This window comes from Altererythrobacter ishigakiensis, from assembly GCF_001663155.1.
GTDB lineage: Bacteria > Pseudomonadota > Alphaproteobacteria > Sphingomonadales > Sphingomonadaceae > Erythrobacter > Erythrobacter ishigakiensis.
The window spans coordinates 111,344-130,349 of sequence record NZ_CP015963.1 but is presented as its reverse complement, the minus strand read 5'-3'; the positions used below and the strand labels follow the sequence as shown (position 1 = coordinate 130,349).

Here is a 19,006-nt window from a genome sequence, read left to right as displayed (position 1 = left end):
TTTCATGCGCCTGCCCAAATGAAGGATACTGGCGGGCCCGGTGCCATGCTGATAGGCGAGCGGAATGGATGCCGCGCTGATCGCCCTCGCTGCTTGCTTGCTCACTTCATTTGGTGGGCGTGCACATTTGACGATCAGGATGCTTTCTGGTTCGCTCGGTAGATCACCGGGTCTGTTGGTCGTTTCCGCAGCCACAGCTCTCCTTGCGACCTTGATCGCGGCTGCATTGGGCGCAGCCGTATCTGGACAATTTGTCGGCGAGGCCCGTCAGATGATCGTCGTCGGCGCGCTGCTGTTGGCAGCGATTGAACTGGCCGTACCGGTGACTTTGGCGCACCCGCGAGAGCCCACGCGATCACTTGGCGCGATTGCGCTTGTCCTGTTCGCCCGGCAACTGATCGACGCGCCGCGCTTGTGCATTTTTGCATCTGCTGCGGCATTGGCCAATATGGACCACGCAGTGCTGGGCGGGGGTATCGGGGCTGTATTGGCAGCTGCAATGGTCTGGATTTTTTCCGGACGCGAGTTCGACGCGAAGACACTATATTCCGCACGCATCACCTTGGCCGTAATATTGTTACTGGCTGGGTTATTTATCGGATCTATCACTCAATAATTCATGTTTGAGTGATCTAGGCGATTACTCTAACCCGTATTCCTCGGAACAAAAAACGATCTAAGTCATTATATACATGAGTGTTCACGAGGCAGCGATCTCCGAAATGAGTCGGATTGATCGCGCTTCAATGTAAAGGAGTTTATTTATGTTGGACCCCAATAACAATTCGATCACCGCACTGAATGTTGAGATCAATGCGCTGCTGGCAGACCATTTCGCCCTTTATCTGAAGACCAAGAATTTCCACTGGCATGTGAAGGGCCCGCGCTTCCGTGATTTGCACTTGTTGTTTGACGAGCAGGCGCTGGAAATCCAAGGCCAGATCGATGCGATTGGGGAACGCGTGCGCAAGAACGGTGGCGAAACGCTGACATCGGTCGGCGCCATTGCCCAGCACACGCAGATCAAGGATCAGGACAGCACGTCTCTGAGCGCTGAAGACATGATCACAGAGCTGCGTGATGACAACCGCAAGATGGTTAAGCGTTTGAAGTCCATGAAACAGCTCGCCGAAGATGCGAATGACAACGCGACTGATGGGTTGATCGATGATTGGACCGATATCGCTGAAGAGCGCGTGTGGTTCCTGAACTCATTGCTTGAAGGCTAACTCCGCCGGAGCAAATAAGACAAATACATATGCATGGGCCGTTTCCGCTAGCCGGGAGCGGCCCTTTTGCTATCAAGGTGGCATGGCAGATGTGACGATCATCGAGGACGTATCCGCTGGCGAGATTGCTCAGCGCATTGCGCAAGTGCTGCTGGAGGCGCTGCTCAAGGCAGACGACGAGGGGGTTGCGATCACAGTTCCCGGCGGCTCAACGCCGTTTCCGATCATGGAACAATTGGTGCAGCGCGAACTGGATTGGTCGCGCGTTGCAGTGTGGCCAGGTGATGACCGGATAGTTCCGGAAGATCACGAAGCATCCAACACCGGCAAGGTCCGAGCGATATTCGAGCCCGCCGGAGCGAAGGTATGTGCGCTGAGCGAAGATGCGCAGCCGCCGCGCTTCGCGCTGGCATGGCTGGGCATGGGCGGCGATGGACATATCGCATCGCTCTTTCCGAACACTGACCCCAAAGTGGATGATCCGCAAGTGGTCCGGCGGCTGACACCTGATCCATTGCCGCCGCATGCGCCATTTGACCGGATCACGCTAACAATCCCGGCACTGCTCAATTCGGATGCGCTTCTGTTCACCCTTGGCGGGGCGGCTGATAAGCGAGATGTGTTTGAGAGCGCTGCCGCAGCCGGGCATGACCTCCCGATTGCGCGGCTGCTAGGTGCGGCAACTCAGCCAGTCACATGCTTCGCCTGATCGAACGTCTGACTCCACGCCCCTTGCACAGAGCGGCGCTGCGTGTGGCTTTTCGCGTCCGCCATCACTGGCGCAGCGTTCGCAAAGCTCCAATCGCGGGCTGCAATGTAGTCATCACCGATCTCAAGGGTGAAATCCTCATGGTACGGCACAGCTATGGACCGGCGGGTTGGAGCCTGCCTGGTGGGGGTGTGAAACGCGGGGAAGACCCGGCAGCAGCCGTATCGCGCGAACTGGAGGAAGAGTTGGGCTTCTCGAACGCTCTGCCCAAACCGGTCGGCGAGCTGCATAATGTGATATCCGGATCCGCGCATACCATGTATCTGTTCGAACTGAAGGTCGACAAGAATCCGCGGCCTGACAGACGCGAAGTTATCGAGGCGCGGTTCTACCCCCCGCAATCACTCCCTGAGCCGATGAGCAGTATAACACGGTTGCAACTTGACTATTGGCGGTCACACAAAGGTTGAGGCCTCTAGAGCAGCGACAGCTGCGCATCGTCGCGCGGTGCCTCTTGTTTCCCTTCTTCTCCATCCAGTTTGGACAGTGTCAGCCCCATCAGCCTGATTGGCAGCGGCAGCGGCAGCAATTCGTCGAGCAGCGCGCGCGAAATTTGCCCGAATTCCTGCTTGTCCGCGACCGGATGATCGACTGTTCTGGCGCGTGTGACATTCTGGAAATCAGTATACTTCATCTTCAGCGTGACGGTTCGCCCCTTGGCCTGCGTCTTCTCGATACTATCCCATACAATGTCGATGATGTTGTCGAGTGTTTCGCGCAGCGCCGGTCCGGACGAGATGTCTTCGCTGAAAGTACGCTCTCCGCCGACCGATTTACGAACGCGATGCGCGCTAACGGGCCTTAAGTCGATCCCTCGCGCTGCGCGATAAAGATAGTCGCCCATGCTGCCGAAGTTGGCGCGCAGGAAGTCAATGTCTTTGGCCGCCAGATCGGCACCGGTCGCGATGCCTAGCTTCGCCATCTTCTCCGCACCCTTGGGACCAACCCCGTGAAATCGTCGTACCGGCAAGCCAGCGACGAAATCCGCGCCCTCGCCGGGGCGTATTACGCACATTCCGTCGGGCTTGTTCTGATCGCTCGCAATCTTGGCGAGAAATTTGTTGTAGCTGACCCCGGCGCTGGCGGTCAGCCGCGTCTTCGCTTTGATTTCCTGACGGATCAGTTCAGCGATGCGCGTGGCAGAGCCAATGCCCAGCAGATCATCAGTGACATCAAGATAGGCTTCGTCGAGGCTCAGTGGCTCGACATGAGGGGTGTAATGTTCGAATATGTTGCGGATTGTCCGGCTTGCTTCCTTGTAGGCATCGAAGCGGTGACGCACGAAGATCAGGTCGGGGCACAGCCGCTTGGCTGTGACTGACGGCATCGCGCTGCGCACGCCGAACTTGCGGGCTTCATAGCTTGCGGCCGCCACCACGCCTCGACCGCCAGAACCGCCCACTGCAACCGGCTTACCGCGCAATTCGGGATTGTCGCGCTGTTCCACGCTGGCAAAGAAAGCGTCCATGTCGACATGGATGATCTTGCGCAGACCGCGCGCTGGTGTGTCACCACTGTCGTCATCGCTTTCATGCAAGTCCGCCATGCGGATATCCTTAGGCTTGGGCGCGATGCAACTAAAGCACGCTGGCTGCAAATTTGTGCGCTCATCAAAATCGCGCTTTCCTTAGCATGTTTATGCGCGCAAGAGCGGCGCTATGTCAGCTCAGGCTTCCTCATCTGCTCGACCTTTTGGCGAACGCGAACTGATCGTCCTCATGGCTTCGCTCATGAGCCTTCAGGCGTTCGGGATCGATTCGATGCTGCCAGCGCTCGGCGTGATGGCTGAAGATCTGGGCGCAAGCGGAAATGACCGACAGTATGTCATCAGTGCCTATTTTCTGGGGGCAGGTATCGGAGCCTTCTTTCCAGGCGCTTTTGCGGACCGTTTCGGACGTCGGCCTGTACTGTTTGTCGGATTGATATCCTACATCGTCTTATCGCTCGCCTGCTCCAGAGTGCAGGATTTCGAAACTCTGCTGGTTCTGCGGCTGATCCAAGGCATTGCCTGTGCGGGGCTGAGCGTGGTTCCCACGGCAATTGTGCGTGACCGCGTGGGGGGTGACCGCATGGCACGCATGATGAGCCTCATCATCATGATCTTCCTCGCGGTTCCGATCGTAGCCCCAGCCATTGGACAGCTGATCCTGATGTTCTTTGACTGGCGCGCGATTTTTGACGGCATGGCGTTGATGGGTGTCATTATCGGTCTGTGGACCTGGCTGCGACTGCCAGAAAGTCTGACGGAAGAGAACGTCCAGCAGATCGATCCCGTCACCATACTAAAAAACATGGGGCAATCGCTCTCGAACCGTGTCTCTGTCGGGTATGTTATCGGCAGCGCGTTGGTGTTCGGATCATTGTTCGGTTTTCTCAATTCATCGCAGCAGCTGATCGCGGAAAGCTTTGGGGCGGGCAATTTTTTCGCGTTGATATTTGGCGCGTCGATCATAGGCATGGTGATCGCCAGCTTCACCAACTCGCGCATTGTCGAAAAGTTCGGCGCGCGCCGCGTCAGCCATACCGCTCTGATCGGCTTCCTTATTGTCAGTCTGCTGCAAGTGCTCTCGGCCAGCAGACCTGACCAGACGTTATGGGAATTCGTTCCGCTGATTGCTCTCAACATGACTATGCTTGGCTTTGTCGGGGCGAACTTCAGCTCCATCGCGATGCAGCCTTTTCAGCAGATTGCAGGTGCGGCATCTTCTGCGCAAACAAGTGTGCGGATGGTGACAGGCGCGGTGCTCGGGGGGCTGATTGGTCAGGCCTATGATGGCACAGCGTTGCCGCTTGGGATTGCAATGGCGTTATGCGCGTCGACCGCGCTTGTGCTGGTGCTTTACAGCGAGCGCGGAAAGTTGTTCCGCCGCCCCAACCAGGCGCGTCGCTATCTGGAAATGCACGATATCATGCAGGGTTGAGCCAAGGCGCTACTCGCTCTGCAGTTTGCGCCAGGCCAGATCGGCGAATTCACACAACAAGGGGCGCGTGTCGCGCGGATCGATAATATCCTCGACATTGAAGCGTTCAGCGCTGCGGAACGGCGAGGTGACTTTGCCCAGTCGTTCCTTGATCTCTTGCAGCAGCGCCTCCGGATCCTCGGCTGCTTCAAGCTCTGACTTGTAGGCGACTTCCAGCCCGCCAGCGATAGGTAGGCTGCCCCAATCGCCAGACGGCCAGCAGAAACGATATTGGTAGAGGTCCGCATTGCTCATTGCGCTGCCGGCGATGCCATAGGCGCGGCGCAACACGATGCTCGCCAGCGGTACAGTCGCTTTGTAGATCGCGTTCATCGCCTGCACGCCGTAGCGGATCGTGCCCGCCATCTCCGCCTCGCGGCCGATCATGAATCCGGGATTGTCGACCAGGTGGACGATCGGCAGCCGGAACTGGTCCGCCAGTTTAACGAACCGCTCTACCTTTTCGCTGGTCTTCGCATCCCATGATCCGCCCAGAAAACTGGGATCGCTTGCGACCACTGCTACTGGCCATCCGTCGAGCCGAGCCAGCGCCGTTATCGCGGCGCGGCCCCACATCTTGCCGATTTCGAACACGGTGCCTTGGTCGAACACCATCTCCATGCAGCGCCGCATCGAATAGACTTGCTTGTCTTCGCGCGGGACGAGGGAGAGCAGCGCTTCTTCCTTGCGGTGAACGGGATCTGTGCAGTTGGAACGGCGCGCCAGTTGGCCGACATGCTCGGGCATGAAGGAGAGGAAATGGCGCGCTCTGGCGAAAGCTTCGGCTTCAGAAGCGACTTCGTCATCGACCACGCCGTTGCGGGTGTGGATGTCCGATCCGCCTAGGTCTTCCTTGGCCTGTTGGTGATCGGTCGAGCCCTTGTAGCTTTCGCCCAGTCCGTCGACCACGGCAGGGCCAGCGGCGAAAATCTGGCTGAGGCCGCGCACCATGATCGAATAGTGGCTGGCGGCGATCCGTGCCGCGCCAAGGCCCGCGGTTGGTCCCAAAGCGAGCGCGACAACAGGCACCGTGTCGAGGTTCTTGACCGTGTCACCCCAGCCCGGAACGGCAGGAATATAGGTCGCGCCGATCATCTCGAGTGTCTTGACTGATCCGCCGCCGCCGGTGCCGTCGATCATCTTGATGATCGGCAGCTTCAGCTCATGCGCCATCTGTTCGGCCTGCACCATCTTGCGCTTGATGCCCGCATCTGCCGCGCCGCCGCGGATAGTGAAATCGTCCGCTGTTGCTACCACCGGGCGGCCATTGATCGTTGCCTTGCCGAACAGGAATGGCGCGGGGAGCACGCTGACCAGATCGCCATTCTCGTCATAGGTGGCATTGCCCGCGATCTTGCCGATTTCGCGGAAGCTACCTTCATCGACCAGCGCCGCGAGCCGCGCGCGGGCATCCATCTTGCCGCGCCCATGCTGCCGCGCCACCTTTTCCGGCCCGCCCATTTGCTCGGCGAGTTCCTCACGGCGGCGCAGTTCTTCGAGTTCTTTGGCCCAGGTCATCTTTGTGCTCCGCACGCGATCCGGCGTGCGATTTCCTCGCTCATGCGATCAAAGGTCGCGTCGCTGCGGACGGGCGGTCGCCCTTGCGTTTGCTGCACAACCGTTTGGCGCGAAAAAAAAGCCGTCATTCCGAAGGCTCCACCACGCACAGCACCGCCTCGACCTGCACTTGCCCGCCTTCGTTGGCGGACAGTCCGGTCACAGTCCCGTCGAACGGCGCGGTGAGCGCGTGCTCCATCTTCATCGCTTCGAGCACCATCAGCCGTTGGCCAACCGAAACCGTGTCACCCTCGGCAACATCGACCGCGATGACCTTACCTGGCATGGGCGCGAGGATCGCACCATCGGCGGCTGAGGCGGCCCCGCCTGCATCATGGCGATTTACCTCGAGAGCGAAAGCGAGACCGTTCTCAACTAGTAGGTGATTCTCGAAATCTATCTGACCCGTCTGGCTATCTCTCCAATTGGATGCGTTCTCGAAATCTACTTCTGCTTCGAAATGCTGACCGTTGAGGTTGAAGGATGCGATTTTGTTCGGCTCGGAGTTCAACCGGAATCCTATCATCCCTTTTTGATAGTCCGTTTCATCCCAGCCGACATTGGCAAAGAATGCCAGCTCGGCCGCTAGAGATAGTAGCCCTGCGGATGGGGTGGGTGGCTCAGACAAAAGGTCAATGTTTGCTTCAATCGAGCCCGTCGTCATTTTGCCTGTTCGAAATTCGTCAAGTTCCATTAGGCGCGCGAGGAACCATGCGTTGTGCTTGACCGGGAAAGCAGCGAAGTGCTTGCACGCGTCACGCAGCGAATCGATTGCTTCGCTGCGGTCAGTGCGAGCAACAATGATCTTCGCAATCATTGGATCATAGAAGGGGCTGATCTCGGCTCCTTGTTCAACTCCCGACTCATTCCGCGAGTGGTAGGGAAGTTGGAGTAGTTGTAGGCGCCCCGTGCTCGGCAGAAACCCCTTCGCCGGATCCTCGGCATAGAGCCGCGCCTCAATCGCCCAGCCGTTGATCGAAAGCTCCTCCTGCTTGAGCGGAATTGGCTCGCCGCTCGCCACGCGCAGCTGCCATTCCACCAGATCGACCCCGGTGATTTCCTCGGTCACCGGGTGTTCGACCTGCAGCCGGGTGTTCATTTCCATGAAGAAGATGCGGTCGGCGCGCAGGCCTTCGCTGGCGTCGGCGATGAATTCGATCGTGCCTGCGCCTTCGTAATCGACCGCTTTCGCGGCGCGCACGGCGGCGTCGCAGATTTCCTCGCGGGTCGCCTCGTCCATGCCGGGGGCGGGGGCTTCCTCGATCACCTTCTGGTGTCGACGCTGGAGCGAGCAGTCGCGCTCGAACAGGTGGACGACATTGCCGTGTGAATCGCCAAACACCTGCACTTCGATGTGGCGGGGTGAGGTGATCCATTTCTCCAACAGCACTTCGTCATTGCCGAAGCTGGCCTTGGCCTCGCGCCGACAGCTTTCGAGCGCGGCTTCGAATTCCTCCGCCGCATCGACCTTCCGCATGCCCTTGCCGCCGCCGCCCGCGACCGCTTTGATCAGCACGGGATAGCCGATGGCGTCGGCTTCCTTCTTCAAGCGCTCGACCGACTGGTCCTCGCCCTCATAGCCGGGTGTCACGGGCACGCCTGCTTCGCGCATCAGTTTCTTGGCTGCGTCCTTGAGCCCCATCGCCTCGATAGAGGATGGTTTCGGGCCGACCCAGATCAGCCCTGCATCGATCACCGCCTGCGCAAAGCCCGCATTCTCGGAAAGGAAGCCATAACCCGGGTGGATCGCCTCCGCGCCGGTTTCCTTCGCCGCTGCGATGATCTTCTCGCCGACTAGATAGCTCTCGGCAGCGGGCGAAGGGCCGATATGCACCGCCTCGTCAGCCTGACGCACGTGCAGCGCCTTGGCATCGGCATCCGAATAGACTGCGACGGTCGCCACACCCATCGCGCGCGCGGTGCGAATAATACGGCAGGCAATCTCGCCGCGATTGGCAATTAGGAGCTTTGAAATCATGTGCTCAGCGCTACGCGCTGGCGGCATTCTCTGCAAGATCAGAGCGTCTCCAGCGTGGCTCATCGTCAAGCTTTGGCGGCCGGTTCACCAGCGCTTCAACAAACGCTGCCATCGCATGCCCGATCTTCTGTGTTTTGGAGGTGTAGACACGCGCGTCCCAGGCGGCCGGGCCTTTGGCCAGAACTTCGCGGCCAATGGCGGTGTAAATGCGCGCCGCGGACAGGATTGCCCAACGGCAACGAAATGGCAGCCGTGCTGCGCCGATCCGTGAAGAGGCCGCATGCACCTCCATCCGCCGCACAAGCCGCGCCGCCATGTCGGCCAGCTCCCGCCGGTGATGAGGCTTGGTGTGTTGACCGGGCTCGATATCTTCCTCGACCAGCCATTCAGCAGGGAGATAGCAGCGCGCAGCGGCGTCGTCTTCGACAACGTCGCGTGCAATATTAGCCAGCTGGAATGCAAGCCCAAGATCACACGCACGATCCAGCGTATCATCGTCCTCGCGCTTTACCCCCATGACCTGCGCCATCATCACGCCCACCGCGCCCGCGACATGCCAGCAATAACGCATCAGATCGGCTTCGGTGCGCGGGCGCCAGTCCTCTGCATCAAGTTGAAAACCAGCGATTACCGCGTCCGCATCCTCCATGGTCAAACCGACTTCGCGGGCGACTTGTCCGAAGGCGTCGAATGCAATGTCGCCCGTCTCTTCGCCTGCAAGAGCATTAGCGGTCAGCTGGCGCAGATGCTCCACCCTGGCCGCGATATCGGACTGATCGCCCAGCTCGCCGCCCATATCCTGCGCGTCGGTCAGATCATCGCAGCGGCGGCACCATGCATAGAGCATCCAGACGCGCTCTCGCGTGGTGCGGTCGAACAAGCGGCTGGCAGCAGAGAAGCTCTTCGAACCTTGCTTGATCGCAAGGCGGCTTGCTTCCACCAACTCGTCCCTTTTCACAAATCCTCGGCTTTCATGCGGAAAATCGGCGTGTGCGGTTCATACGCGGCCATCTTGTCAATCAGGCCGCCTACGGTCGTGTCATGGATCAGGATGTTCTGATGCGCCGGGCGGACAAAACCAACTTCGGCCATCTTTTCATTGAACGCGATCAGGTGATCAAAAAAGCCCATCGTGTTGAGCAGTCCGACAGGCTTTGAGTGATAGCCAAGCTGCGCCCAGCTCATCGCTTCCCATAGCTCGTCCATAGTGCCGACCCCGCCGGGTATGGTGATGAAACCGTCTGAAAGGTCAGTGAAACGCTGCTTACGTTCATGCATGCCCGATACGGTGTAAAGTTTTGTGCAATCGTGATTAGCGACCTCTGAATTGAACAGCGCTTCGGGGATCACGCCGATCACTTCGCCGCCAGCATCCAATGCACCGCGAGCAACCGCGCCCATCAGGCCCAGCCGGCCACCCCCATAGACCACGCCGATCTCGCGCAGAGCCAGCGCGCGACCGACTTCCGTGGCGAGTTCGATATAGCGCGGATCATCCGGCGTAGCGGAGCCGCAATAAACAGCGAGACGGTTCAGTTCTTGAGTCACGCGGTCGTCTTTATCGCCAAGTCTTCCAGCATCAAGCCTGCTGTTGCCTTTGCGCTGCCGACTACGCCCGGGATGCCTGCGCCCGGATGCGTGCCTGCGCCGACAAGATAGAAATTGTCGATTACATCGTCGCGGTTGTGGCCACGCAGATAGGCGCTTTGCCACAGCACCGGCTCAAGGCTGAAAGCGCTGCCCAGATGCGCGTTCAGATCATGCGCGAAATTCTTGGGCGCATAGCTGAATTTGGTCACGATCCGGTCATGGATGTCAGGGATCAGACGACGCCCGATCTCATCGAGAATGCGCTTCTCCAGTACAGGGCCGACTTCGTCCCAATCCACTGCCAGCTTGCCCATATGCGCAACGGGCACCAGCGCATAGAAAGTGCTCTTGCCCTTGGGCGCCATGCTGGGATCGGTAACAGTCGGGTGGTGCAGGTAAATGCTGAAATCCTGCGGCAGCACGCCCTGTTTGTATATATCGTCGAGTAGCCCTTTGTAACGCGGACCGAACAGGATCATATGGTGAGGTATGCCGGGCCAAGTGCCTTCTAGACCGAAATGCACTACAAACAGACCAGGGCTGAAGCTCTTGCGCGAGAGTGACTTTGCATAGTCCTTGCCGCGTTTCGATCCGCTTAGCAGATCGCGATACGAATGCATGATGTCAGCGTTCGAAGCGACCGCGTCAAAACGCTGTTTCCAGCCGCTTTCGGTTTCGACTTCGCTCGCCTTGTTGCCGATGGTGTGTACCTGCGTCACAGCATCGCCGACGCGCATGGTGCCACCGAGCCGTTCGAAATGGCGCACCATCCCTGCGATCAAGCGATTGGTGCCGCCGCGCGTCCACCACACGCCGCCGTCTTTTTCCAGCTTGTGAATGAGCGCATAAATCGCGCTGGTGTTCATTGGATTGCCGCCGACAAGCAGTGTGTGGAAGCTCAAGGCTTCGCGCAGCTTCTCGCTTTTCACATAGCTCGACACCATCGAATATACGCTGCGCCAGGCCTGCTTCTTGACAAGTGCTGGCGCGGCTTTGAGCATGCTTTTGAAATCAAGGAACGGCACGGTGCCTAGCTTGAGATAGCCTTCCCTGTGCACGCCCTCTGAATATTTTAGGAACTCTGCATAGCCCGCCACATCGCCTGGATCGAGCTTCGCGATTTCAGAGTTCAGGCTATCCTCGTCATTGGAGTAATCGAAATTCGTCCCATCAGGCCAATTGAGCCGATAGAACGGCATCACCTTCATCAGCTCGACATCTTCGGCCATATCGTGGCCGGTGATTTCCCATAGCTCTTTCAGGCAGGGAGGGTCGGTAACGACTGTCGGGCCGCCATCGAATGTGAACCCGTCCTTCTCCCAGAAATAGGCCCTGCCGCCCGGCTTGTCGCGCGCTTCGATGACAGTGGTCGTGATGCCGGCAGATTGCAGGCGGATTGCCAATGCCATGCCGCCAAAACCAGAACCGATGACGCAAGCCGTCTTGCCTTCATATTTGGCCGGATCGACTATCTGCGGTGCGCGGACTGGTGGAGTAACAGGCGTAGCGGCGTTCATTCGGTTTTCTCCATGAGCAGAGGCTTTCCTTTGCTCGCAAGCGCGCGAATTGCACGCGGGATAGATACGGGCGGTTTGCCCGAAAGGATGCGCACTTGATCCGGCAAGGTGGTGTGGCACGCATAGAAGCGTTCGATCAGTTCTTCTGGCAGCTGATAGAACCTTTGGAAAATGTTTACGCGCCGTTCAGGTTCCGTAGCTTTAAACAACATCCGGCCAAGCGCGCGGTAAATTGCAGTCTTTCGCCAATGTTCGTTGGCACGACCGCGAACGAAATGCGCCAGCAACGGTCCCGACAAATGAGCATGGGATGCAATGGCCAGCGCGTTCTCTACTGCGATCGGCATGGTGTAACTTGTGAGCGGATGGCTGAATCCGCCGCGCGCGCCAGCCATGGCCACACCCGGAATCTCTATGCTGGCCCGATAGGCCTTGAAATTACCGCCGGTAATAACGGGCAGAATGCCTCTCTCATGGCCGATCTCAACACCGTCTGCGAAGCCCATGTCGGCGGCATATTGATCGATCCGGCGACTGAGCAAATCCTCGTCCAGCGCCCGGGCCTCGTCATAGTAGGTATCTTCGAAGAACAGCTCGTCTTCTGCCAGCGGCAGCACATACATGAAGCGATATGCACTGCGATTGCCCGCCGGCGCATGTTGATCAATGCTTGCGTCCATGATCATCGGCTGGGTGATGCCGTGCGGGCGATCATATTTGAAATGGCGCCCGGCAAAAATCTGCCATCCGCCCAGCAAATGCTGCGAAGGCAAGACGCTACGGCAATCGATCACTGTGCGAGCATTGATACGTTCGCCACTTTGAAGAGTGACACCATTGGCGTCCAGTTCGCAGACCCTCTGGCCAAGGCTGAGCGTTCTTTCCGGCAGGATCTCGCGCAAGGCGGCGTCAAAATCGGCCGACGCAAGCGAGCGGTATCCCGCGCGCATGGGTCTGCGATATTGGGGAAAGGCAACCTCATAGCCCTGGTCCCAAGCGACATACGTGAAGGGTGACAAGAGCGCGCGGCCTTCGTGTCCCAGGTCACTGTCGAACCAGCTCCAGCGGTGATGGCCACCCAGCGTCTCGCCAGCTTCGATAAGCTGAAAACGCAGGTCCGGTTGCGCGCGGTGAAGCGCAAGCGCAATAAGGCCGCCGGCTAATCCGCCGCCTACAATCGCTACATCGGTTTCGCGCCCGCCCATTACTTGAAAGCCCTAGGGCAGCGCACGCTCTGCGGCAATGGCGTGCAGCACTATCCCCCATGCGAGTTCGCCCGCACCTTGCGCCAATCGCTAAGCTTATTCAGTCTCTCGCAATGGCAACTTTGGTCCCCAGCCGCAAGGCAATCATCGCGTCGATCGCAATCTCAATCGTAGCGGTCATCATCCTGCTCGCCATGGATCGCCCACCGATTTGCGAATGCGGATATGTGAAGCTGTGGCATGGCGACATCAACTCGATGGGCAATAGCCAGCACATCGCCGATTGGTACACGCCCAGCCACATCATTCACGGCCCGATATTCTATGCGTTGGGCTGGTTGTTCTTCAGCAAATGGAAACTGGGCGGACAGAACTCGACGCAATGGGGCCTGACATTGGCGGTTTTTCTTGAGGCCGCATGGGAAGTGCTGGAGAATACACCGATGGTGATAGACCGTTTCCGTTCGGTCACGGCCAATTGGGGGTATTCGGGCGACAGCGTGCTCAATTCTTTCGCGGACATCGGCTGGATGGCCTTCGGGTTTTATCTCGCGATGCGCTTACCGATCAAGGTAACTATCGCCTTGGCCATTCTTGGCGAGGTTGTTGCCGGGCTGGTAGTACGGGACGGACTGACGCTGACAGTCATCATGTTGGTTTTCCCGGTTGATGCCATAGCGGAATGGCAGGCGGGCGGGCACTGAGAAAGCCGGAACAGGTACAGTCACAACGCGTTTCAATAGCGGAGCAGGAGCAATCGCCGTGAAATGTCATTTCAGTTCGCTTGTACCCTTTGCGCTCGCACTTGTGGGCGCGCCTCTTGCTGCGCAGGAAACCGACGACGATCCTGATCAAGCAGCTGAGGTGCAGTCCGCCGAGGCGGCAGGCCCGCCGGCTGATGTCGCGACCGACAGATATGGATCGCAGCGACCGCGAGGATCTTCGGTCCTTTCCGGCGATTGGCTTGCGGTCGGCGGCGGGTTTGTTGTCGCTGCAAATTATAGCGGTTCAGACGAGTATCGCGTGCTGACGGTTCCGGTCGTGGCCGCCAACTTCAAAGGGATTGGCATCAGGCCGCGCGCGGCCGGGCTTTCAATCAACCTGTTGGAGGGTATGCGAGGAGATGTGACCTTCTCCGCCGGTCCGATATTCCGTTTCCGCGGCGACCGCACCGGCAATTTCAAGGACGAGGCTGTCGAGGCCGCCGGCAAGCTGGACACGGCTTTCGAGCTGGGACTGCAAACCGGTGTTTCTTTCAATCGAGTATTCACTCGTTTCGACCGCATCTCTGCCGGGCTTGACGTACAGTTCGATGTAGCAGGAGCACATGGCGGCAAGATCATCGATCCGGGCGTATCCTATTCCAGCGCGCTCAGCCGTGGTGCGGTCATTTCGCTGAGTATGGGTGCGCAATATGTCGATGGGGACTTTGCGGATTACTATTACTCGGTCACGCCCGAGCAGTCTGCGGCCAGCGGACTGCCCGAATTTGATGCCGATAGCGGTTGGCACAAGGCCGGGGCCACCCTGGCGATGGGTTTTGACTTGAGCGGCGATTTTCGTGATGGCGGAGTGATCATGGGCGGGGCAATTGGCTATCGCCGGATGTTGGGCGATGCCGCTGATACGCCGTTCACTTCGCTTCGTGGTGATGCCGATCAGTTTACTGCCATATTTGGCGTGGCCTACGTTTTCTGAGCTGCTTTCCGTTTCTCCAAAAAGAAAGGGCCACTTGATAGCGGCCCTTTCAAAAGTTCAGTTGTGCAGAGGCGGTTTAGTCATCGCTGTCCGCTGTGGCGCCCTTGGCTCCTTCGGCCAATTGCGGGCGCGGGCCCGGCATATCCGCTTTGCGGTCGCCGGTTTTGAGATAAGTGTCAAACCACTCCATCATCCGCAGATTGTAGTCATAGCGGCTGCCCGCCATGCGATTGCCGTGACCTTCGCCGGGATAGAATACCAGGCGAACCGGCACGTCAGGTTTGCGAACCTTAAGCGCACGATAAAGCTCAAGGCTTTGACCCGGATCGACGCGTGTATCTTCTTCGCCGTGCATGATCAGCGTCGGAGTATTGGCCTTGTCGACGTGATAGACAGGTGAAACCTCAAGCATCTTCATCCAGTCATCCCACGGCCAAGCGCGGCTATGGACATTGTACATCTCGTAAGGGATGTCACCGGTGCCGAACTTGCTAACCTGGTTCGAGATGCCCACGAACATCACAGACGCAGCGTACTCGTCTGAATGATAAGTCGCGCCCCATGCGGATGCATAGCCGCCGTATGAGCCGCCGGTAATACCGGTACGGTCAGCATCGGTGATGCCTTCTGCGACCAATGCCCGCTTCGCATCGACGATGTCGGCAAACTCAGGATCGGTGTAATTACCCTGATGCTGTTTAGAGAATGCGGTGCCATAACCGGTTGAGCCGCGATAGTTGGGCAGGAACACGGCATAGCCTTGGCCCGCGGCAACCTGACCCGGCTTCGAATAGGCGGTAATCCATCCGTTCGATTCGTGGGCTTCCGGTCCACCATGAACGTTCATGATTGTCGGAGCGCCACCTTCTGGAACGCCGCCAACCGGCAGGACCAGCACGCCTTCGACCTGCTGTCCGTCACGCGCAGTGTAGGTGTATGTGCGCTGCTCACCGAAGGTGATCTCGCTCAGCCATGGGTTATGCGAAGTCCAGCGCTCAAACGCATTTTCGCGTGATCGCGGGTTCCATACAAACAACTCGGTCGGATGCTTTGGAGAGTTTGCTGAGACTGCGACTTTGCCGCCTGCCGACTCGACACTGGTCAGGATTAGCGAGCCCGGGTCGATTTCGCGGCGCACGCTTCCATCCGCATTGTAGATGCGCAGTACGCTTTGTGCGCCTACATGAACTACGGCGGCCAGGCGACCATTGGCCAACCATTCTGCGTCTACGGTTGCTTCGGCAGCGCCTTCATTCAGTGCGCGATACTCGCCTGTGGCCACGTCCACTAGGTGAAGTGTCGTTTCTGCCGGATCGTTTTTGTCGACGCCAGCGATCATGGAAAGCTGTGTTCCGTCAGGTGACACTTCGACATCGCCCAGCTTGCCAGGTGTCGGGACAATCGCCTTCACATTACCATCGGCCAGATCGATGATGTGCACACGCAGCGATGTGTACGTGTCATCGATCTGCGGGGTCGGCTTGCTCTGCACGATGCCGGTCTTGCCATCAGGGGTAATGTCAAAGCCTGTCACATAGGCCGGGACAGGTATCTCGCGTGGTTCTGCGTCCAATTCTTCACCTACACTGGCTTCGAACAGACGGCGCAGGCGTGCTTCTTCTTCGTAAACTACAGAATTGAATCCGGCCTTGCGCTGCGTTGTGCGCTGCTCGTCTTCTTCTGCAGTGGCGAGCATGAAGATAGTGTCGCCGTTCGGGCCCCAGACATAGGACAGGACATCGCTGTCAGCGACTTCGGCAAGCTTGCGATAGGTACCGCCAGCAATTGGAACGCCCCAAACCGCCCGATCTTCACCGTCCGCTGCCCAGACAAAGCTGACCATGCTGCCATCGGGGTTGAATTGAACGCCTGACGGGCTGACGTCTTCGGGAAGATATACAGTTGCTGTGTCCGGTCCGGTCGCGATTTTAAGTACTTGCTCGAAACCGCCATTTTCTTCGCCTTCAGTAACATCAGGCAGGCTGACTGTGGTGAAGGCAACGCGCGTGCCATCAGGAGACACAGCGATTGCGCCAATGCTTTCGATCTTGGCGACATCTTCCGGTGTCATAGGGCGCGCTGATGCGGTCGCAGCGATTGAGACTGATGCGAACAGAGTCGCGGCAGTAAGTGCCATGCGATTCATAAGAAAATTTTCCTCTCGTGTTTGACTGTTGCGCGCGTGATAGCGCCTGCGTGGGGAATTTCAACGAAAGCTGAGTCAGATCCGCTCTTGTCACGACAAAGAGTAGCGCGCATCAAAGATCCGAAAAGGAGAGAAATATGCGAGCGATTAAGGGACTGATAGCTGCGCTGGCCGCTATCGCGGCGAGTCAGGCGGCGGCAGATACGACCATTATTCATGCAGGTTCGGTGCTGACTGATGCGGAGAGTAGCCCCAGCGGCCCTGCAACAATCACGGTAACTGATGGCAAGATCGTCAGCATCGAGGAAGGTTTTGCGCCCACCCCTGAGGGTGCAACGATGATCCACCTTGATGAACACGTCGTGATCCCTGGCCTGATTGACTTGCATACTCATTTGTCAGGCGAAACCGGCAGCGACTTTCGTGATGTCACTGTAAATCCTGCCGAATGGTATACTCTGGTTGCGGCCAAAAACGCGCGTATCACCGCGCTGGCCGGTTTTACGACAGTTCGCGATCTGGGTTCACGCACCGATCAGGTTACGCAATCGCTTCGTCGCGCTACCGCAGAAGGCGTTGTGCCTGGTCCGCGTATCGTAACTTCTGCGCGAACGATTTCGATAGTCGGTGGACACGGGCAGCAGAATAACGGCTTTCACAAACACGTCGCCGATGCTCTGGATCCAGGTTTTACCTGCACCGGTCCCGTTGAATGTGCGGAGAAGGTTCGGATGGCCTCCAAATACGGGGCGGACCTGATCAAATTTCCTGCGACCGGTGGCGTCCTGTCTCAACAAGGGCGCGGACTGGAAGCACACTTCACCGATGAAGAAATGCGCGCGATGGTAGATACTGCCAATTCGCTCGGGCTGAATGTCGCCTCGCACGCTCATGGCGCGCGCGGGATCGAGGCTGCGGCGCGGGCCGGTGTCCAGACGATCGAGCACGGCACATATATTGACGAAGATGCAGCCAAGGCGATGCGAGAAAATGGCACGATCCTGATCCCGACATTGATGGCATTCCAGGGCATCAAGGAGCGGCTTGGCAAGGGCATTTATACCCCTGTTGTAGAGGAAAAGGTGCGGGCGGTTTCTGCCTATGCGGAGAGCATTGTCGAACGTGCGATCATGTACGACGTGAAAATGGCCTTCGGAACGGACGCTGGCGTGTTTCCCCACGGACAGAACGCGCGCGAGTTCGGCTTGATGCGCAAAGGTGGTATGAGCGACAAAGAGGCGTTCGCCAGTGCGACTACGGTTGCTGCCGAAGTGCTTGGCCTGGAGAACGAAATCGGTCGCATCGCCCCGGGCTTCTCTGCTGATATCATTGCAGTGAAAGGCAATCCGCTAGATGATGTGACCGTGCTGGAAGACGTCGATTGGGTGATGGTTCGCGGGCGCGTAGTCGAATGATCCGCAGTGTATTAGCGAGCACTGCCTGGGTGGCGCTCGCAAGCTCAGCCACCGCGCAAGGAGACGCCAGCATCTGTCAGCGAGAGCTGGTGGTGCTGGGCGCGGGGCAGGATGCCGGCGCTCCGCAGATTGGCAATGCGGATGATGACGGGCCACGCCTGCTCCCAAGCTCGCTGGCGCTGATTGATCGTAGGGAGGGGAGGCGATACCTGTTCGATGCGAGCCCCGCGATCACCGAGCAGTTGGCCCTGCTCGACCAGATCGAGCCTCCCAATAGCGGTCTTGGTGTCGATGGTATTTTCCTAACTCACGCGCATATCGGGCACTATCTAGGGCTCGCTTATCTGGGCCGCGAGGCTGCCAATGCGAGCAAGGTTTCCGTTTATGCTATGCCGCGCATGGCCGAATTTCTTCGGACGAATGGCCCGTGGAGCCAGCTGGTAGAGCTAAAGAATATCGAGCTAGTCGAGCTTGGAGGCGGAGATACTCTTCATGCGGTAACAGTGTCGCCCGATCTGGTCGCAATTGCATTGCCCGTTCCGCACCGGGACGAGTTCTCCGAAACGGTGGGCTGGATCGCGATGACGCCAACACGCCGGGTCTTGTATCTGCCAGACCTCGATAGCTGGGAGGAGTGGGAGACCTTGATCGGGAAGTCGTTGGTTGAGCAAGTGGCAATCTTCGATCATCTTTTTGTGGACGCAACTTTCTGGGACAACAACGAACTTACCGGACGTGACATGTCCGAAATTCCGCATCCGCGAGTAGCCCAGACGATGGATATTCTGGAACACCTCGCCGAATCCGAGCGCGCTAAGGTGCACTTCATCCATTACAATCACACCAATCCGATCCGTGATCCTGACAGTGTTGAGAGCGAGCAGGTGCTAGCGCGCGGTTTTAACATCGCGCGGCGCGGTGACCGCATTTGTCTTGACTAGG

18 protein-coding genes are annotated in these 19,006 nt (G+C 58.3%); 9 read left to right on the top strand and 9 right to left on the bottom strand.

What is annotated here, in order from left to right; all coding sequences use genetic code 11:
• Window positions 1–64: 64 nt before the first annotated feature.
• The 4 genes from A6F69_RS00665 to A6F69_RS00650 all read left to right on the top strand — a co-directional run bounded on the left by A6F69_RS00665 (window position 65) and on the right by A6F69_RS00650 (window position 2,408).
• Window positions 65–616, top strand: a complete 552-nt coding sequence (locus A6F69_RS00665; RefSeq protein WP_067596489.1) for a hypothetical protein — start codon at window positions 65–67, stop codon at window positions 614–616.
• A gap of 148 nt (window positions 617–764) precedes the next feature.
• On the top strand, window positions 765–1,229 hold the full coding sequence (locus tag A6F69_RS00660) for a Dps family protein (protein ID WP_067596488.1): 465 nt from the start codon (window positions 765–767) through the stop codon (window positions 1,227–1,229).
• Window positions 1,230–1,311: 82 nt separating this feature from the next.
• Window positions 1,312–1,938 carry a 6-phosphogluconolactonase gene (locus A6F69_RS00655; RefSeq protein ID WP_067596487.1) on the top strand — a complete coding sequence of 209 codons (627 nt, stop codon included), beginning with the start codon at window positions 1,312–1,314 and terminating at the stop codon, window positions 1,936–1,938.
• The gene (locus A6F69_RS00650) at window positions 1,926–2,408 is read left to right on the top strand and encodes an NUDIX domain-containing protein (protein WP_067596486.1); all 483 of its coding nucleotides are present in this window, start codon (window positions 1,926–1,928) and stop codon (window positions 2,406–2,408) included. The genes A6F69_RS00655 and A6F69_RS00650 overlap by 13 nt, the downstream gene beginning before the upstream one ends.
• Before the next feature lie 5 nt (window positions 2,409–2,413).
• On the opposite strand, the gene dinB is transcribed toward A6F69_RS00650, so the two are convergent.
• On the bottom strand, window positions 2,414–3,544 hold the full coding sequence (gene dinB / locus A6F69_RS00645) for a DNA polymerase IV (protein WP_067596485.1): 1,131 nt from the start codon (window positions 3,542–3,544) through the stop codon (window positions 2,414–2,416).
• Between the two features lie 112 nt (window positions 3,545–3,656).
• On the opposite strand from dinB, the gene A6F69_RS00640 reads away from it, so the two are divergent.
• Complete coding sequence (locus A6F69_RS00640) at window positions 3,657–4,919, top strand: multidrug effflux MFS transporter (protein WP_067596484.1); 1,263 nt, start codon at window positions 3,657–3,659, stop codon at window positions 4,917–4,919.
• Between the two features lie 9 nt (window positions 4,920–4,928).
• Here the strand turns inward: A6F69_RS00640 and A6F69_RS00635 are convergent, their stop codons facing one another.
• Genes A6F69_RS00635 through crtY form a run of 7 tightly spaced genes read right to left on the bottom strand, consistent with a single transcriptional unit; the run spans window position 4,929 to window position 12,805 of the window.
• Window positions 4,929–6,476, bottom strand: a complete 1,548-nt coding sequence (locus A6F69_RS00635; RefSeq protein WP_067596483.1) for an acyl-CoA carboxylase subunit beta — start codon at window positions 6,474–6,476, stop codon at window positions 4,929–4,931.
• A complete protein-coding gene (locus A6F69_RS13230; protein ID WP_281179640.1) occupies window positions 6,473–6,604 on the bottom strand; it encodes a hypothetical protein in 132 nt (43 codons plus the stop codon). The genes A6F69_RS00635 and A6F69_RS13230 overlap by 4 nt, the downstream gene beginning before the upstream one ends.
• Window positions 6,601–8,493 carry an acetyl/propionyl/methylcrotonyl-CoA carboxylase subunit alpha gene (locus A6F69_RS00630; protein WP_067602125.1) on the bottom strand — a complete coding sequence of 631 codons (1,893 nt, stop codon included), beginning with the start codon at window positions 8,491–8,493 and terminating at the stop codon, window positions 6,601–6,603. The genes A6F69_RS13230 and A6F69_RS00630 overlap by 4 nt, the downstream gene beginning before the upstream one ends.
• A 10-nt stretch (window positions 8,494–8,503) precedes the next feature.
• Window positions 8,504–9,433: a phytoene/squalene synthase family protein gene (locus A6F69_RS00625; RefSeq protein ID WP_425388056.1), complete on the bottom strand. Its 930-nt coding sequence runs from the start codon at window positions 9,431–9,433 to the stop codon at window positions 8,504–8,506.
• A gap of 14 nt (window positions 9,434–9,447) precedes the next feature.
• Window positions 9,448–10,029: an LOG family protein gene (locus tag A6F69_RS00620; protein ID WP_067602122.1), complete on the bottom strand. Its 582-nt coding sequence runs from the start codon at window positions 10,027–10,029 to the stop codon at window positions 9,448–9,450.
• Window positions 10,030–10,037: 8 nt separating this feature from the next.
• Window positions 10,038–11,600, bottom strand: coding sequence for a phytoene desaturase (locus A6F69_RS00615; RefSeq protein WP_083984620.1), 1,563 nt, complete (start codon window positions 11,598–11,600; stop codon window positions 10,038–10,040).
• On the bottom strand, window positions 11,597–12,805 hold the full coding sequence (gene crtY / locus A6F69_RS00610) for a lycopene beta-cyclase CrtY (RefSeq protein WP_067596481.1): 1,209 nt from the start codon (window positions 12,803–12,805) through the stop codon (window positions 11,597–11,599). Before crtY ends, A6F69_RS00615 begins: the two co-directional genes overlap by 4 nt.
• Window positions 12,806–12,918: 113 nt before the next feature.
• On the opposite strand from crtY, the gene A6F69_RS00605 reads away from it, so the two are divergent.
• Both A6F69_RS00605 and A6F69_RS00600 read left to right on the top strand, forming a co-directional pair.
• Window positions 12,919–13,509 (top strand): DUF2585 domain-containing protein, encoded by a 591-nt coding sequence (locus A6F69_RS00605; protein WP_067596480.1) that lies wholly within the window; start codon window positions 12,919–12,921, stop codon window positions 13,507–13,509.
• 58 nt (window positions 13,510–13,567) lie between these two features.
• Complete coding sequence (locus A6F69_RS00600) at window positions 13,568–14,503, top strand: MipA/OmpV family protein (protein WP_067596479.1); 936 nt, start codon at window positions 13,568–13,570, stop codon at window positions 14,501–14,503.
• A 76-nt stretch (window positions 14,504–14,579) separates the two neighbouring features.
• On the opposite strand, the gene A6F69_RS00595 is transcribed toward A6F69_RS00600, so the two are convergent.
• Complete coding sequence (locus A6F69_RS00595) at window positions 14,580–16,649, bottom strand: S9 family peptidase (RefSeq protein ID WP_083984618.1); 2,070 nt, start codon at window positions 16,647–16,649, stop codon at window positions 14,580–14,582.
• 137 nt (window positions 16,650–16,786) lie between these two features.
• Between A6F69_RS00595 and A6F69_RS00590 the strand changes: the two genes are divergently transcribed.
• Window positions 16,787–18,064, top strand: a complete 1,278-nt coding sequence (locus A6F69_RS00590; RefSeq protein WP_067596478.1) for a metal-dependent hydrolase family protein — start codon at window positions 16,787–16,789, stop codon at window positions 18,062–18,064.
• Window positions 18,061–19,005 (top strand): MBL fold metallo-hydrolase, encoded by a 945-nt coding sequence (locus tag A6F69_RS00585; RefSeq protein ID WP_067596477.1) that lies wholly within the window; start codon window positions 18,061–18,063, stop codon window positions 19,003–19,005. Before A6F69_RS00590 ends, A6F69_RS00585 begins: the two co-directional genes overlap by 4 nt.
• Window position 19,006 lies beyond the last annotated feature (1 nt).

What these genes read in the sequence shown, in the direction of transcription:
- A6F69_RS00665 (WP_067596489.1), top strand. Translation starts at nt 65, where the DNA reads ATGGATGCCGCGCTGATCGCCCTCGCTGCTTGCTTGCTCACTTCATTT.
- A6F69_RS00660 (WP_067596488.1), top strand. Translation starts at nt 765, where the DNA reads ATGTTGGACCCCAATAACAATTCGATCACCGCACTGAATGTTGAGATC.
- A6F69_RS00655 (WP_067596487.1), top strand. Translation starts at nt 1,312, where the DNA reads ATGGCAGATGTGACGATCATCGAGGACGTATCCGCTGGCGAGATTGCT.
- A6F69_RS00650 (WP_067596486.1), top strand. Translation starts at nt 1,926, where the DNA reads ATGCTTCGCCTGATCGAACGTCTGACTCCACGCCCCTTGCACAGAGCG.
- dinB (WP_067596485.1), bottom strand. Translation starts at nt 3,544, where the DNA reads ATGGCGGACTTGCATGAAAGCGATGACGACAGTGGTGACACACCAGCG.
- A6F69_RS00640 (WP_067596484.1), top strand. Translation starts at nt 3,657, where the DNA reads ATGTCAGCTCAGGCTTCCTCATCTGCTCGACCTTTTGGCGAACGCGAA.
- A6F69_RS00635 (WP_067596483.1), bottom strand. Translation starts at nt 6,476, where the DNA reads ATGACCTGGGCCAAAGAACTCGAAGAACTGCGCCGCCGTGAGGAACTC.
- A6F69_RS13230 (WP_281179640.1), bottom strand. Translation starts at nt 6,604, where the DNA reads ATGACGGCTTTTTTTTCGCGCCAAACGGTTGTGCAGCAAACGCAAGGG.
- A6F69_RS00630 (WP_067602125.1), bottom strand. Translation starts at nt 8,493, where the DNA reads ATGATTTCAAAGCTCCTAATTGCCAATCGCGGCGAGATTGCCTGCCGT.
- A6F69_RS00615 (WP_083984620.1), bottom strand. Translation starts at nt 11,600, where the DNA reads ATGAACGCCGCTACGCCTGTTACTCCACCAGTCCGCGCACCGCAGATA.
- crtY (WP_067596481.1), bottom strand. Translation starts at nt 12,805, where the DNA reads ATGGGCGGGCGCGAAACCGATGTAGCGATTGTAGGCGGCGGATTAGCC.
- A6F69_RS00605 (WP_067596480.1), top strand. Translation starts at nt 12,919, where the DNA reads ATGGCAACTTTGGTCCCCAGCCGCAAGGCAATCATCGCGTCGATCGCA.
- A6F69_RS00595 (WP_083984618.1), bottom strand. Translation starts at nt 16,649, where the DNA reads ATGAATCGCATGGCACTTACTGCCGCGACTCTGTTCGCATCAGTCTCA.
- A6F69_RS00590 (WP_067596478.1), top strand. Translation starts at nt 16,787, where the DNA reads ATGCGAGCGATTAAGGGACTGATAGCTGCGCTGGCCGCTATCGCGGCG.
- A6F69_RS00585 (WP_067596477.1), top strand. Translation starts at nt 18,061, where the DNA reads ATGATCCGCAGTGTATTAGCGAGCACTGCCTGGGTGGCGCTCGCAAGC.